This is a genomic window from Collinsella sp. CLA-ER-H3, assembly GCF_040092425.1.
Taxonomy (GTDB): Bacteria; Actinomycetota; Coriobacteriia; order Coriobacteriales; family Coriobacteriaceae; genus Collinsella.
In genome coordinates this window covers 116,953-130,868 of sequence record NZ_JBBNLP010000005.1, presented here as the reverse complement: position 1 = coordinate 130,868, position 13,916 = coordinate 116,953, and the positions used below count along the sequence as shown (strand labels likewise).

Sequence of the window (13,916 nt, the reverse complement as noted above, 5' to 3'; positions counted from 1 at the left end):
TTTTTGGATGGTACATGGCTCGTCGTACGCCTTCTCAACTGAATATGCTGCTCGCCGTCGATAAGCCGGTGGGCTGCACGTCCCACGATGTGGTTTCGAAATGCCGGCGCGCCCTCCATGAGCGGCGCGTCGGCCATGCCGGCACGCTCGACCCCATGGCATCGGGTGTCATGGTGGTGGGTGTGGGCCAGGCCACCCGTCTGCTGGGCATGCTAACCCTCGATACCAAAAGCTATGTCGCCGACATTTCGTTTGGCGCCGAGACCAATACCGATGATGCGGAGGGCGAGGCTGTCCGCACGGTGGCTGTTGCCAACGAGCTCCGCGATCCTGCCTATGCCCGTGAGCGCTTGGCCGCCATGCTGGGTCCGCAGATGCAGGTGCCGCCGGCGTTTTCGGCTATCTCGGTCAATGGCGTTCGCGCCTACAAGTCTGCTCGCGAGGGCAATGCGGTGGACCTACCTCCGCGCCCCGTCGAGGTCTATGCCGCCGACCTGATCGCCGTGGGAGGCGAAGGTGATACGTGTGTGTGGACCGTGGCGTTCTCTGTGAGCAAGGGTACCTATATCCGTGCGCTCGCTCGCGATTTGGGCCGCGCCTGCGAGAGCGCCGCGCACATTTCCGCGCTGCGCCGCACGGCTTCCGGTGTTGTTTCCATTGGCGCTTGTCATGCGGTCGAGGAGCTTTCTCCCGAGTCCGCGGCTGGCTTTGCCCTGGATCCCATTGCGGCCCTGGGCGCCTCGCGTGTTGACTTGCCGGGCAATCTTGCCGACGATCTGCTCTGCGGCCGACGCATTCCCGTTGAGCGTGCGCTTGCCGATTTCGATGCTTCGAAAGCGCCGTTTGCGCTGGTGCTCGATGGGGGACTCAAGGCGCTCGCCCGCATCGAAAGTGGCCGCTTTGTCATGGAGCACGTGTTTCCGCAGGCAATCGGCGGTGTTCGATGATGTTGTCCGCTCGCGAGCTTGCGCGTATCTTTTTTGAAGGCGAGTCGGACGAGGCTCGCATCGTCACTGCCGATGCGTTTGATGAGTGCGAGCACTTGGGTGCTGCCTCGATCGCCATCGGCGTGTTCGACGGCGTTCACCGTGGTCACCAGGAGCTCATTGCGGCGCTTGTTAGCGATGCGCGCGCCCATGGCTGCAAGGCGGTCGTGGTCACTTTCGATCCCGATCCGGACGTTGTGGTGAGTCCTTCGCCCGCTCAAAAATTGATGACGACGGCCGACCGTCTACATGCCTTGGCTCAGACCGGGGTCGATGCAGTGGTGGCCGTTCCCTTTACGCCTGAGGTTGCGGCACTCGACCATGTCGGTTTTCTCACACTGTTGTCACGCGTGGTCGACATTCGTTCGATTCGCGTTGGCAGCGATTTTAGGCTGGGTCGTGGCGGTGCTTCTGGTGTTGCCGAGATGCGCGTCTGGGGTTCCGAGCACGGCGTTGACGTGTATGGTCACGATCTGCTTTGCGAGGGCGGTGAGGCCATTTGCGCCACCCGCATCCGTCATGAGCTGGGACAGGGCCATGTGGAGCTGGCTGCTGGGCTACTTGGCCGCCCGTATATGGTGCGCGGCGGTGTTATTCGCGGCCGTCACGAGGGTTCTGGCATGGGCTTTCCCACGGCAAACCTGCAGGTTCCCGATGGCATTCAGGTGCCTGCCGATGGCGTGTATGAGGGTCTGGTGCTGGTCGATGACACCGCGTGGCCCGCTGCTGTCAACGTCGGACTGCCGCCGACGTATGCCGACGATGCCGCATCTGCGCATCTCGAGGCCAACTTAATTGGTTATACGGGCGACCTGTACGGCACTTCCGTTTCGCTGGCGTTTACGCGCTGGCTGCGTCCCTCGCGTGTGTTCGAATCGCTGGATGAGTTGATCTCGACCGTCGAGGGTAATATCGAGGATATTCGTCATAACTTGGGTGAGCAGGGGGTGAGCATCCGTGATTAGCGATGAGGAAAAAGACCAGGTACGCGCTGCGTCTGACCTGGTTGCCATCGTGCAGGAAACGGTTGAGCTCAAGCCCCGCGGCCATGAGTTTTGGGGTTGCTGCCCCTTCCATGGCGAAAAGACGCCGTCCTTCCACATTATCCCCGCCACGCAGGTCTGGCACTGCTTTGGCTGCGGCGAAGGCGGCGACGTCTTCACCTATATCATGAAGCGCGAGAACCTGAGCTTTCCCGAGTCAATCCGTTATTTGGCCGATCGTGCGGGTATTGAGCTGCATGACACCGGAGATCGCCGTGAGCGCGGTACCAAGCGTGCCCGCATCTACGATCTGTGCGCCGAGACCGCCCAGTTCTACCACACCATGCTTATGCGCGGTAAGGATGGCCGTCCACGCGAGTACTTTGCCAGCCGTGGTATGGGTGGCGACGTCTGCCGCCGCTACTGCCTGGGCTTTGCACCGGGCCGCAACGCGCTGGTGTCGCACCTGTCCCAGGCGGGTTTTACCCCGCAGGAGATGATCGACGCCAACGTTGCCGTGAGCCGCGGGCGCGGGCAGCTTGCCGACCGCTTCTACGACCGCGTGATGTTTCCCATCTTTGACGAACAGGGTCACAACATTGCCTTTGGCGGGCGCATCATGGGTGACGACCAACCCAAGTACCTCAACACCGCCGAGACGAGCGTGTTCCATAAAAAGCGAAACCTCTACGGCTTTAACTGGGCCAAGGAGTTTATCGTCGCGCAGGATACGGCCATCGTGGTGGAGGGCTATACCGACTGCATCGCCTGCTGGGAGGCGGGGATTAAAAACGTTGTCGCTACGCTGGGCACCGCACTCACGGAGCATCACGTCAAGACGCTCACCCGCTTTGCCAAGCGCATCGTGTATATGTTCGATGGCGATGCCGCGGGCCAGAAGGCCGCCCGTCGCGCGATTCAATTTATCGAGCAGGATTCGATGGACCTGCGCTGCGTGGTGCTGCCCGACGGCAACGACCCCATGGAGTTCATCACGGCGCATGGTGGACAGGAGCTTCAGGCGCGCATCGACGCTGCCGAGCCGCTCATGGACTTCGTGTACCGTTCGCTGCAGGAGTCGAGCGACATCACCACGCCGGGTGGTCGCGCCAAGGCGCTGGAAGATGCGCTGACGCTCATCTATCCGCTGCGCGATAGCTACATGATCGACACTTACTTTATCCAGATTGCCGACCTGCTTGGCTTGGATCTGGAGACAGTGCGTGCGAGCTCGGGCCGTGTGTTTCGCGATGTCGCCAAGCGCGAGGATGCGGAACGACGTCGTGAGCAGAACTATGAACGCCAGCGGGCGCAACTCGAGCGCTCTGGTAGCGCGGGCGGTCGGACGTCTGGTTCGCAGGGGGCATCTCGCGGTGCTTGGGCATCGGGCGCGACGCCGCCGGTGTCCGTGCCGGTCGAAGAAGAGCCGTATGACTATGTCCCGCTCGATGCCTACGGTGCCGCGCCCGTGGAGGTCGTCGACGATCTTCCGCCGATCGACGTGCCTGATGGTATGGGTGCTGTGCCTGTGGCTGACGGTTCGGGCGCTCCGGCTGCGGCGGCGCCGATGGTTCTTACTGATCTTGAGCGCAAGTCCTTGGCAGGGGAGCGCGAGCTGTTGACGATGCTCACGAGCTACCCCGACCTGTTCCGCACGTATGCCGACCGCATCTGCTCTATCGAGTGGGTTGACCCTCGTCACGAGTCCATCGCATGGGCCGTTCTGGCAACGCCGCCGGGAACCGATCCTGCGGCCTGCATGGATGCGGCGCGCTCGGTGTGTCCCGAGGCGGCAACGCTTGTGAGTGCCGGGCGCATCTCGGCGACGAGCAAGCACCCCACCGAGACGAACATCGTGTTTATGCTCGATACGCTCGAGCTCTACACCATCAAGCGCCGCATGCGTGCCGCACAGGCCAAGCTGCGCCAGGACCGTTCGCTCGATGATGAGGCCCGTCGCGCGCTGACCGTGCAAGCCGCGCAGGATTCGCAGCGTCAACGCGAGCTGCAAAAGTCGATCGGCGGCGTGGCGGACCCGTTCCGTTTGATTGGTCTGGAGGCCGCAGGCACCGAACAGGCCTAGATGTTGTGGTCAAGCAGCGTATTCTCGCCTATATCCAGTCCTCTTTTTGGGTATAGACGTCAATGTGTGTGCTAAAGTAATGAGTCCTGTGGACTATGAAGGGAGAATCTGTGCCAAAAAAGACTGAGAGCACGGGTGCTGGGCTGGAATCCTACGTTGCAAAGCTCATGGGCAACGGCTCAAACAGGACTTCGGTAACCGAGGACGAGATTCAGGTCGCCCTGAAGGATATCGATGTTTCTGACGAGCAGCTCACCGCGGTGTATTCCGCGCTGCGCAATAGTGGCATCCAGATTATCTCCGCGAGCGGAAACGACGACGCCCCCATGGACGTCGACGATGACGATACCGATAACGATACTGACGATTTCGATGACGACGACGAGCACGATTCCGGCTCGCTCGACGATCACGAGCTCAAGATGGCCCGTCAGGCCGACGCCGAGATGGGTTCTTCTAAGAGCAAGAAGAAGCGCACCGTGCGCACGTCCCGTTCACGCTCCCGCGTGCGTGGCATCGATGCCTCCACGGTGATGCTGACCGGCGATCCAGTTCGTATGTACCTCAAGGAGATCGGCAAGGTCGACCTGCTGACCGCTTCCGAAGAGGTCGATCTGGCCATGAAGATCGAGGCCGGTCTCGAGGCCACCGAGAAGCTCGAGGCTGCCGATGCCGGTGAGCTCGAGCTCACGCGTGCCGAGATGCGTCGTCTTACGCGCATTGAGAACGTCGGCCTCGAAGCCAAGCAGGCACTCATCAGCGCAAACCTGCGTCTGGTCGTCTCCATCGCCAAGCGCTATGTCGGCCGCGGCATGCTGTTCCTTGACCTGATCCAGGAGGGCAACCTCGGTCTGATTCGCGCCGTCGAGAAGTTCGACTACCAGAAGGGCTTCAAGTTCTCCACGTACGCCACGTGGTGGATCCGTCAGGCCATTACGCGCGCTATCGCCGACCAGGCCCGTACCATCCGTATTCCCGTGCATATGGTCGAGACCATCAACAAGCTCGTCCGCGTGCAGCGCCAGCTCCTTCAGGACCTGGGTCGCGACCCGACCCCCGAGGAGATCGGTGCCGAGATGGACATGAGCGCCGACCGCGTCCGCGAGATCCAGAAGATCTCGCAGGAGCCCGTGTCTCTCGAGACCCCCATCGGCGAGGAAGAGGATTCCCAGCTGGGCGACTTCATCGAGGACTCCCAGGCCATCGTTCCGCCCGATGCCGCCAGCTTCTCCATGCTGCAGGAGCAGCTTACTCAGGTGCTCGACTCGCTTGCCGATCGTGAGCGCAAGGTTATCGAGCTGCGCTTTGGCCTTGTCGACGGGCATCCCCGCACGCTCGAGGAAGTCGGTCGCGAGTTTGGCGTCACGCGCGAGCGTATCCGCCAGATCGAGTCCAAGACCCTGGCCAAGCTTCGCCACCCGAGCCGCAGCAGCAAGTTGAAGGACTACATCGAGTCATAACCTCGCAAACAAGAAGCGCCCTCAAGCACATCCGCTTGGGGGCGCTTTCATGTGGTCATTGGGGACGTCCCCAATGACTAGGTCGGAAAAATTCTAAAAAAAGTTCTTGCCCTGAGCTGATTCGTCCGTATAATAAACTTCGTTGCTTGAGAGCACGCACCTATTCCTCGGTAGCTCAATGGTAGAGCACGCGGCTGTTAACCGCGCTGTTGTAGGTTCGAGTCCTACCCGGGGAGCCAGAATTTCTCAGCCCATTCCGCTGGGCTTTTTAATTCCTCGGTAGCTCAATGGTAGAGCACGCGGCTGTTAACCGCGCTGTTGTAGGTTCGAGTCCTACCCGGGGAGCCAGGTTGTAAAACCCGTCGCTTATGCGGCGGGTTTTTTCATGCCGCGACCACTTGACTCGAACGTTGCCATATCAACATTTCGTGTCGAGGATGTAATCCCGCGACCCACCACCTCAACATGGCGCGGTCGTTGTAGAATATTGCAATGATTGCTCCCACGACATGGTGCCGCGAGCACCAGATAAGGAGATTCTTGTGTCTGAGACCATTAACGGCAGCCTGAGCGTCTCGAACGACGTTATTGCCGATATTGCCGGTTATGCCGCGATGACGTGCTATGGCGTCGTCGGTATGGCTGAGCAGCTCCAGGGCGCCGAGAGCGTGCGCCTGCTTGCCGGTCAGCGCCTCCGCAAGGGCGTGCTTGTCTCCGCCGACGAGAACGGCCTTACGGTCGATCTTCACGTCGTGCTCGAGAACGGCGTCAACATGAAGTCCGTCTGCCACAATCTTTCGAGCTCCGTTGCCTTCACCCTGCAGGAGATCGCCCAGATCGATCCCGCCAGCCTTAAGATCGGCATCCATATCGACGCGCTCAAGAGCCGTCTGAACTAGCATCCGAAAACGGAGATTCAAATACCCATGATTGCAAAGACCATTCGCACCTGTTTTCCGATCGCTGCGGCTGCCGTTTCCGACAAGGCCGAGGAGATCAATAAGCTCAATGTCTTCCCCGTGCCCGACGGTGACACCGGCACCAACATGTCGCTCACGCTCGCCTCGGTGACCAAGGAGCTTTCCGCCCTTCCCGCCGACGCCGACATGGAGGCCATCGCCGGCGCCATCACCCACGGTTCCCTGATGGGCGCCCGCGGCAACTCCGGTGTCATCACCTCGCAGATCCTGCGCGGTGTGGCCGAGGGTCTCGTTTCTGCCGATGAGCCCATTACGTCCGCCAACATCGCCTATGCGTTCCGCCGAGCCGTCAAGGTCGCCTTCCAGGCCGTCCGCAAGCCCATCGAGGGCACGATCCTCACGGTGCTGCGCGATGTCTCGACCAAGGCCGACGAGTGCGAGAAGAAGAAGTTCTCGGCCGAGGACGCGCTCGACGCTATCGTCGTCGAGGCATATCAGTCTGTCGCCCGCACGCCCGACCTGCTGCCCGTTCTGAAGGAGAACGGCGTGGTCGACTCCGGCGCCTTTGGCTTTGCTATTTTCCTTGAGAACTTTGTAGCCGCCGCTCTTGGCCGCAGCACCGTTGTCGAGGATTTCTCCGCCACGTTTGATTCCGCTGGCTCTGCCCGCGACGCGGCCCTTGGTCGTGTTGAGATCGAGGCCAACGACGATTGGGAGGGCTCGGAGTTCCGCTACTGCAACGAGTTCCTCTTTAAGGCCGACGCTCCCTTTGACGAGGACGAGTGCCTTAAGTTCCTGGGCTCCATGGGCGACTGCGAGCTGCTCGTGGGTGCCTACCCCGACTACAAGATTCACGTGCACTCCAACACCCCCAACCTGGTGCTCGAGCACATGCTTCAGCTTGGTCAGATCTATGAGGTCTTTATCCACAACATGGAGATGGAGGCCCACGACCGTACCGCCAAGATCCACGAGGATCAGGAGAAGGCCGCCGAGCCCGCGAAGGCCCTGGGCTTTGTCGCCGTTGCCGCCGGTTCCGGCGAGGCCGACATCCTCAAGTCCCTCGGCGTCGACGTGATCGTGTCGGGTGGTCAGACCATGAACCCCTCGACTGCAGATCTGCTGGGCGCCGTCGACCAGGTCAACGCGACCTCGGTCATCATCCTGCCCAATAACGGCAACATCCGCATGGCCGCCGAGGCCGCTGCCTCTGCCTGCACCGACAAGAAGGTCGCCGTCGTTCCCACCAAGACCGTTCCGCAGGCCTTCTCCGCGCTGTTCGCGGTCCTGCCCGATTCCGAGCTCGAGGATGCCGTCGCCGCTATGGTCGACGCCATCAGTGAGGTTCGCGATGGCGAGGTCACCCGTGCCGTGCGCGATTCCAGCGCCTCCGACGGCTCTCCGATTCACTCCGGTGACGTCATGGGTATCATTGCCGGCTCCATCGATGTGGTCGGCTCCGACGTGAAGCAGGTCACGCTCGATTGCATCAACCGAATGCAGGAGGAAGAGGAGGGCGACGCGCTGACGATTCTGGCCGGCGAGGAGCTGTCCGATGAGGCCTTCCAGGAGATTGTCGACGCCATTGAGGAGGCCCAGCCCGATCTGGAGATTGACGCCCATCGTGGCGAGCAGCCGCTCTATCCCGTGATCTTCTCGATCGAGTAGGCAACTGCCTATGTCCGAACTGTGCTCCGTGCCGCGCGTCTCGGAGCGCTTTGCCCAGAGCAATGCGCTCGACGAGGATATCGCGCGACTCAAATATGTTTCGGGTAAACGTGAGGAGGCCCTTCGCCGTCTGGGAATTCGGACGGTGGGGGACCTCCTTCTCCATATCCCTCATCGATACCTCGACTTTACGCGCTCCTGGTCCATCGAGATGGCGCCCATCGGTACCGTGTGCACCATCATCGCCACGGTCGACCGTATCGTCCAAAAGCAGCCGCGTCCGCGCATGCAGGTGACCGAGGTCTCACTCGTTGACGAGACGGGTGTACTGCAGGTCGCCTTTTTCCGCCAGCCCTGGATTGCCCAGCAGCTTAAGCAAGGCGACCGCCTGGCCGTGATGGGCAAGGTCGAGTTTGCCTACGGCTTTAAGCAGATGGCCTCGCCGCGCTTTGAAAAGCTTGAGGAAGGGCGCGCCGCGGGCACTATCCTGCCGGTCCATTACGTGAGTGATGGCGTGAGCCAAGCGTGGATGCGCCGCATCGTAAGTGGCGCGCTCGAGGTCGTCGGCAATCCCTTTGATCCCATTCCGGCACGCTTACGCGTTAAACGTCGCCTGATGAGCAATGCTCGTGCGCTTCGATCGATCCACTTTCCCTCGAGCATGGCTGAGCGCGATATCGCGCGCGCACGGCTTGCCTACGAGGAGTGCCTCTACCTGCAGCTGGCGCTGCGCCTGCGCAACGACGGCGGCCTGGTCGATGTGGTGCCCTATGCCCACACCGCGGGCGAGCACCTGGCCGCGCTCAAGCAGGCCCTGCCGTTTTCGCTGAGCGACGAGCAGGAGGCCGCGTTCCAAGATATCCTGCTCGATATGTGCGATGGCGGGCGCGTGATGAACCGCCTGCTGCTGGGCGATGTCGGTACCGGCAAGACCGCCGTTGCCGCCTGCGCGCTGGCTGTGGCTGCCGATAGCGGCACGCAGGCCTGCGTTATGGCGCCCACGGGCGTGCTGGCGCGTCAATATGCCGATAAGACCGGCCCTCTGCTCTCGCAGGCTGGCATGACCTGGGCGCTCCTGACGGGCGCCACGCCGGCGGCCGAGCGCGAGCAGATCCATTCCCAGCTGGAATCGGGCGAGCTCGATGTCCTCTTTGGCACCCACGCGGTGCTTTCGGATAACGTGGCGTTTAAGCATCTGTCGCTCGTGGTCATCGATGAGCAGCACCGGTTTGGCGTCGGCCAACGTAACGCCCTGCGCGCTAAGGGCCCGGGTGCCGATCTGCTCGTTATGACGGCAACGCCCATCCCGCGTACGCTGGCGCTTTCGGTCTACGGCGATCTGGACACGAGCATCATCCGCCATCGGCCCGTCCCTGGCGCTGGCGTGACGACACGCGTACTCACCGAGTCGAGCCGCGACCTTGCCTATGGCGCCATCCGCGAGGCGCATGAAAAGGGTCAGCAAGCCTACGTGATTTGCCCGCTCGTGGAGCCGAGTGACTCGGCCGATGAGTTGGAGGACGTTCCCGGTATCGCCCGCGACGACGAGGGCCGCGTGGCGGTCCCCGTGCCGCTGCACGATACAGCGACCGAGCTCGACCGACTGCGCCTGGCGTTGCCGGGTCTTGCCATCGAGCGCCTTCACGGCCGCATGCCAGCGGGGGAGAAGGACCAGGTTATCGATGCCTTCAAGCGTGGCGAGATCGACGTTCTCGTCTCGACTACGGTGGTCGAGGTGGGCGTCGACGTGCCCAACGCCACCGTCATGGTCATCGAGAATGGCGAGCGCTTTGGGTTGGCGGCCTTGCACCAGCTGCGCGGGCGCGTGGGCCGCGGCAGCGTGTCGGGTACGTGCCTGGTCATGACGCACTCCAAGGGCAATGGCGGCGCGTCGGCGGCACAAGACCGCCTCCAGTCACTCGAGAAGACCTCGGACGGCTTTACGCTCGCCCAGATGGATCTGCGTTTGCGCCACGAGGGCGAGATTCTTGGCTACCGTCAGCATGGCGGCGCGACCCTGCGCTTTGTGGACCTGGACGCCGACGAGGAATTGATCGAATGGGCCCATTTGGACGCGGTCGAGCTCTTGCGGTATGCTTGCAACCTTGACTCTGTGGCGACGCGCCCCCTACGCGATGCGGTCGCCATGCGGTATCGACATATCTTTAAGGAGGTCAGCGGAGGATGAGAATCATCGGCGGCGAATGGCGCGGTCGTAAGATCGAGGAGCCCCGTGGTCGCGATGTCACCCGCCCCACGACCGATCGTGTGCGCGAGGCATGCGCATCTATGGTCATGTCGGCATTCGACTTCGATCTTGACGAGGTCTGCGTGCTGGACGCCTTTGGCGGCTCCGGCGCTTTGGGTATCGAGATGCTCTCACGTGGTGCCCGCTCGCTCACGACGTTCGAGATCGATCGGAATGCCGCGCGGCTCATTACCAAGAATATCGAGTCGCTCTGCCGTGACCGTGCGCGTTGGCGCGTGGTAACGGGCGACATGCTGGCGAGTGCCTCGCGCGGTCGTGTGCCGGGCGGCCCCTTTGATCTGGTCCTGCTCGATCCGCCCTATGCTTTTGGCGCCGAGCCGGTCGAGGAGCTGCTGCAAAACCTAGCTCAGCAAGGCTTGCTGGTGCAGGGCGCCTACGCGCTCTTTGAGCACGCCGCGGCCGATACGGGCGCTCATCCAGCTGGTTTTGAGACCGTGCGGGAGAAGCGCTATGGCATTACTTCGGTTGACTTGCTGCGCTGGGCGGCCGAGGACGAGAACGACCATGCTGACGAGAACGAAAATGACGAGGATGTGCCATCGGAGGACGTCCATGAGTGACACCATTAACCGCGTAATCGTCCCGGGCACCTTCGATCCCATCACGTTTGGCCATATCGACGTCATCCGCCGCGCCCGCCGCATTTTTCCCAGCGTGATCGTGGCCGTTGCCGAGTCGCAGGGCAAAAACGGCGTCGGCACCACGTTTAGGCTCGACGAGCGCGTGGCGCTGGCCCGTGAAGCGCTCGGTGATATTGACGGCGTCGAGGTACTGCCCTTCACCGGCCTCTTGGTCGATTTTGCCCGCGAACAGGGAGCAGGAGCCGTGGTCAAGGGCCTGCGTGCCATGACCGACTTTGAGTATGAGCTGCAGCAGGCCGACCTCAACTACCGCCTGGATAACGAGCTGGAGTCCATCTTTGTCATGAGTGCGCCGCAGTACGGCTATATTTCGAGCTCGGTGGTTCGCCAGATTGCCTCGCTCGGTAGCGACGTCTCTAATTTTGTTCCGTCCAGTGTGGTCAAGGCGCTCAAACATCGCTTTTCGTGACGTTTTTTAATGCCTGGTGGCATGTGGTAAACTAACACGATGATATGTTACCTATGAAAGGAGACCGGATGCCGGGCGAGAATTTTCCTGGCGACAGGATCGTGAGTCTTGTCGACGAGCTCGAGGGGCTCATCGAAGAGGCTAAGACGCCGTTCGGCAAGAACGCCCAGATGAAGGTTATCGACGCCGACGTCTTCTTTAACATCCTCGACGAGATTCGCATGAGCTATCCCGAGGAATGGCAGAAGTCCCGCCGTATCCTCAAGGAGCGCGAGGAGCTTATGGCTTCCGCCGCCGCTCAGGCCGATTCCATCATCGCCGATGCTCAGCAGCAGGCCCTCACCATTGCCGGTGAGCAGGAGATCGTCCGCTTAGCGCAGCAGCAGGCCGACGATATCCGCGACCGCGCCCAGCAGTATGAGCGTGAGACGCGCTATGCCGCCGAGGACTACGCCGAGCAGGTCTTTACGCACCTCGAGGAGAACCTCAAGAGCCTGACCGGCACCGTCACCCGTTGTCGCCAGCAGCTCAACGAGGGTGCCGCCCAGCAGAATGGTCAGTGGTAATGGCTGAGTTCCCGAGCGTCACCGTCAATCTTTCCGAGCAGCTCGAGTTTCCCGGAGACTCGTATCCGCTGACCGGCAAGGTCGATGTCGTCACCTATACGGTGGGCGAGAAGGAGTACCAGCTGCAGGACGGCATTGACTACGACGTGGTCTTTACCAATGCCGGCACCGGTGTTCTGCTTACGGGCATGGTCCGCGCGCACGCCACCGGTGAGTGCGACCGTTGCCTGGAGCCCGCTTCGTTTGATATCGCCGGTGAGATTGAGGAATTCTATCTCTTTAACGAGCCCGAGGATCCCGAGGCCTACGAAGACGGCTACGAGTTGCTGGGCGAGGACCGCATCGTCGATCTGGGTGAGCCCATCAACGACGCGGTCGTCATGGACACGCCGTTCGTTGTCCTGTGCAAGCCCGATTGTCGCGGCCTTTGCCCCACTTGCGGTTGCAATCTCAACGTCGAGCAATGCGATTGCGCCGCTCAAGCAGAGGCCGAATGGGCCGCTGCCACGGAAAATCCATTTGCAGCATTGAAGAATCTCAAGCTTGACGAGTAAAACTGTGGTAGTATCGCTACTTGCGCGTAATCGCCACACTGGATAGTTCATAAGGAAGGTCACTATGCCCGTACCTAAACAAAAGCAGGGTCGTATCCGCACTCACACCCGCCGTTCCGCCAACATGAAGATCTCGGCTGCGGCTCAGTCCACGTGCCCCCGTTGCGGTGCTGTCAAGCTCCCGCACCACGTGTGCCCCAGCTGCGGTTTCTACAAGGACCGCGAGGTTATCGTTACCGAGTAACGGTATACTCTGGATGCGATGCCGTTCCAACTGGAACCACAATGGCCGGCTCAATGAGTCGGCCATTTTTGTATAAGGAGCATGTATATGAGTAACGTTCGCGTTTGTGTAGACGTTGTGGGCGGAGACGAGAAGCCTCAGGTTGTCCTCGACGGTATCGAGGCGGCGCTTGCGGCGGATCCCGATATCGAGGTCTTGGCCGTCGGTCCCGCAGAGATCGTGAACCCCTTTGCCGCGGCTCACGCTCGTGTTGAGGCCTTGGAGGCGCCCGATGTCATCGCCATGGATGACGATCCCATTCGAGCCGTGATGACTAAGCGCAAGTCCTCGATCGTGCTTGCCTGCCGCGCTATCAAGAAGGGTAACGCGGACGCGTTCTTCTCTGCCGGCTCCACCGGCGCCATGACCGCTGCCGCTACCGCCTATGTGACGCCATTTAGGTATCAGGCCGAAGGCAAGAAGCAGCCGGTGCGTCCGTGCCTCACCAATGCATTGCCCAACCGCGCCGGCGGCCTGACGGTCCTGTGCGACATGGGCGCCAACCCCGATGTCGAGGTCGACGACATGGTGCGTTTTGCCCAGATGGGTAGCGCCTATGCGCGCGTCGTCCTGGGCATTGAGCATCCCCGCGTCGGTTTGCTCGGCAACGGCACCGAGGATGAGAAGGGCTCCAACTTTACCAAGGCGTGCTTCCCTGCCATGAAGGCCGCCGTTCCCGGCTTTGTGGGCAACTGCGAGGGCACCGACCTGACCTCGGGTAACTTTGACGTCGTCGTTGCCGATGGCCTGTCGGGTAACATCGCGCTTAAGGCAACCGAGGGCGCCGCTAAGTTTTTGCTGCAAGAGCTCAAGGGTGCCTTTATGGCTTCGCTGGGCACCAAGATCGCCGCGTTGCTCATCAAAAAGCAGATGCGCGAGATCAAGGCAAAGCTCTCGGGCGATGCTAAGGGCGGCGCCATTCTGCTGGGCCTGCGTGGCGTGGTCCTGATCGGCCACGGTGCCACCTCGGTCGAGGCCGTCAAAAACGGTACGCTCGCCGCGGCGGAGGCCGTGCGCGCCGGGCTGGTCGAGAACGTCGCCAACTCTATGGACGGCATCGTTTTGTAGGAGCGAGTTAGAGCTCTGTTATGTGC

Annotated in this window: 13 protein-coding genes and 2 tRNA genes; all 15 read left to right on the top strand. The window is 61.5% G+C overall.

What is annotated here, in order from left to right:
• Window positions 1-14: 14 nt before the first annotated feature.
• Window positions 15-947: a tRNA pseudouridine(55) synthase TruB gene (gene truB, locus AAAX32_RS05830; protein WP_349100266.1), complete on the top strand. Its 933-nt coding sequence runs from the start codon at window positions 15-17 to the stop codon at window positions 945-947.
• Entirely contained in the window at window positions 944-1,951 is a 1,008-nt protein-coding gene (ribF, locus tag AAAX32_RS05825) for a riboflavin biosynthesis protein RibF (RefSeq protein WP_349100265.1), read from the top strand. The genes truB and ribF overlap by 4 nt, the downstream gene beginning before the upstream one ends.
• On the top strand, window positions 1,944-4,052 hold the full coding sequence (dnaG, locus tag AAAX32_RS05820) for a DNA primase (protein ID WP_349100264.1): 2,109 nt from the start codon (window positions 1,944-1,946) through the stop codon (window positions 4,050-4,052). The genes ribF and dnaG overlap by 8 nt, the downstream gene beginning before the upstream one ends.
• A gap of 110 nt (window positions 4,053-4,162) precedes the next feature.
• A complete protein-coding gene (gene rpoD, locus AAAX32_RS05815) occupies window positions 4,163-5,512 on the top strand; it encodes an RNA polymerase sigma factor RpoD (RefSeq protein WP_349100263.1) in 1,350 nt (449 codons plus the stop codon).
• A 164-nt stretch (window positions 5,513-5,676) separates the two neighbouring features.
• Window positions 5,677-5,751, top strand: a tRNA-Asn gene (locus tag AAAX32_RS05810).
• 34 nt (window positions 5,752-5,785) lie between these two features.
• A tRNA-Asn gene (locus AAAX32_RS05805) sits at window positions 5,786-5,860 on the top strand.
• 161 nt (window positions 5,861-6,021) lie between these two features.
• On the top strand, window positions 6,022-6,411 hold the full coding sequence (locus tag AAAX32_RS05800; RefSeq protein ID WP_187361832.1) for an Asp23/Gls24 family envelope stress response protein: 390 nt from the start codon (window positions 6,022-6,024) through the stop codon (window positions 6,409-6,411).
• A gap of 27 nt (window positions 6,412-6,438) precedes the next feature.
• On the top strand, window positions 6,439-8,100 hold the full coding sequence (locus AAAX32_RS05795) for a DAK2 domain-containing protein (protein ID WP_117765715.1): 1,662 nt from the start codon (window positions 6,439-6,441) through the stop codon (window positions 8,098-8,100).
• Between the two features lie 10 nt (window positions 8,101-8,110).
• Entirely contained in the window at window positions 8,111-10,288 is a 2,178-nt protein-coding gene (recG, locus tag AAAX32_RS05790) for an ATP-dependent DNA helicase RecG (protein ID WP_349100262.1), read from the top strand.
• Complete coding sequence (gene rsmD, locus AAAX32_RS05785) at window positions 10,285-10,929, top strand: 16S rRNA (guanine(966)-N(2))-methyltransferase RsmD (RefSeq protein WP_349100261.1); 645 nt, start codon at window positions 10,285-10,287, stop codon at window positions 10,927-10,929. Before recG ends, rsmD begins: the two co-directional genes overlap by 4 nt.
• Entirely contained in the window at window positions 10,922-11,419 is a 498-nt protein-coding gene (gene coaD / locus AAAX32_RS05780) for a pantetheine-phosphate adenylyltransferase (RefSeq protein ID WP_349100260.1), read from the top strand. The genes rsmD and coaD overlap by 8 nt, the downstream gene beginning before the upstream one ends.
• A 68-nt stretch (window positions 11,420-11,487) precedes the next feature.
• Window positions 11,488-11,985, top strand: coding sequence for a hypothetical protein (locus AAAX32_RS05775; protein WP_022094019.1), 498 nt, complete (start codon window positions 11,488-11,490; stop codon window positions 11,983-11,985).
• Window positions 11,985-12,539 (top strand): YceD family protein, encoded by a 555-nt coding sequence (locus AAAX32_RS05770; protein ID WP_349100259.1) that lies wholly within the window; start codon window positions 11,985-11,987, stop codon window positions 12,537-12,539. Before AAAX32_RS05775 ends, AAAX32_RS05770 begins: the two co-directional genes overlap by 1 nt.
• A 64-nt stretch (window positions 12,540-12,603) precedes the next feature.
• Window positions 12,604-12,783, top strand: a complete 180-nt coding sequence (rpmF, locus tag AAAX32_RS05765) for a 50S ribosomal protein L32 (protein WP_022094017.1) — start codon at window positions 12,604-12,606, stop codon at window positions 12,781-12,783.
• Window positions 12,784-12,870: 87 nt separating this feature from the next.
• Window positions 12,871-13,890, top strand: a complete 1,020-nt coding sequence (plsX, locus tag AAAX32_RS05760; protein ID WP_349100258.1) for a phosphate acyltransferase PlsX — start codon at window positions 12,871-12,873, stop codon at window positions 13,888-13,890.
• Window positions 13,891-13,916 lie beyond the last annotated feature (26 nt).

Bases quoted from the DNA above. Each gene is read 5' to 3' on its own strand.
- truB (WP_349100266.1), top strand. From the start codon at position 15: ATGGCTCGTCGTACGCCTTCTCAACTGAATATGCTGCTCGCCGTCGAT.
- ribF (WP_349100265.1), top strand. From the start codon at position 944: ATGATGTTGTCCGCTCGCGAGCTTGCGCGTATCTTTTTTGAAGGCGAG.
- AAAX32_RS05800 (WP_187361832.1), top strand. From the start codon at position 6,022: ATGGTGCCGCGAGCACCAGATAAGGAGATTCTTGTGTCTGAGACCATT.
- AAAX32_RS05795 (WP_117765715.1), top strand. From the start codon at position 6,439: ATGATTGCAAAGACCATTCGCACCTGTTTTCCGATCGCTGCGGCTGCC.
- recG (WP_349100262.1), top strand. From the start codon at position 8,111: ATGTCCGAACTGTGCTCCGTGCCGCGCGTCTCGGAGCGCTTTGCCCAG.
- rsmD (WP_349100261.1), top strand. From the start codon at position 10,285: ATGAGAATCATCGGCGGCGAATGGCGCGGTCGTAAGATCGAGGAGCCC.
- coaD (WP_349100260.1), top strand. From the start codon at position 10,922: ATGAGTGACACCATTAACCGCGTAATCGTCCCGGGCACCTTCGATCCC.
- AAAX32_RS05775 (WP_022094019.1), top strand. From the start codon at position 11,488: ATGCCGGGCGAGAATTTTCCTGGCGACAGGATCGTGAGTCTTGTCGAC.
- AAAX32_RS05770 (WP_349100259.1), top strand. From the start codon at position 11,985: ATGGCTGAGTTCCCGAGCGTCACCGTCAATCTTTCCGAGCAGCTCGAG.
- rpmF (WP_022094017.1), top strand. From the start codon at position 12,604: ATGCCCGTACCTAAACAAAAGCAGGGTCGTATCCGCACTCACACCCGC.
- plsX (WP_349100258.1), top strand. From the start codon at position 12,871: ATGAGTAACGTTCGCGTTTGTGTAGACGTTGTGGGCGGAGACGAGAAG.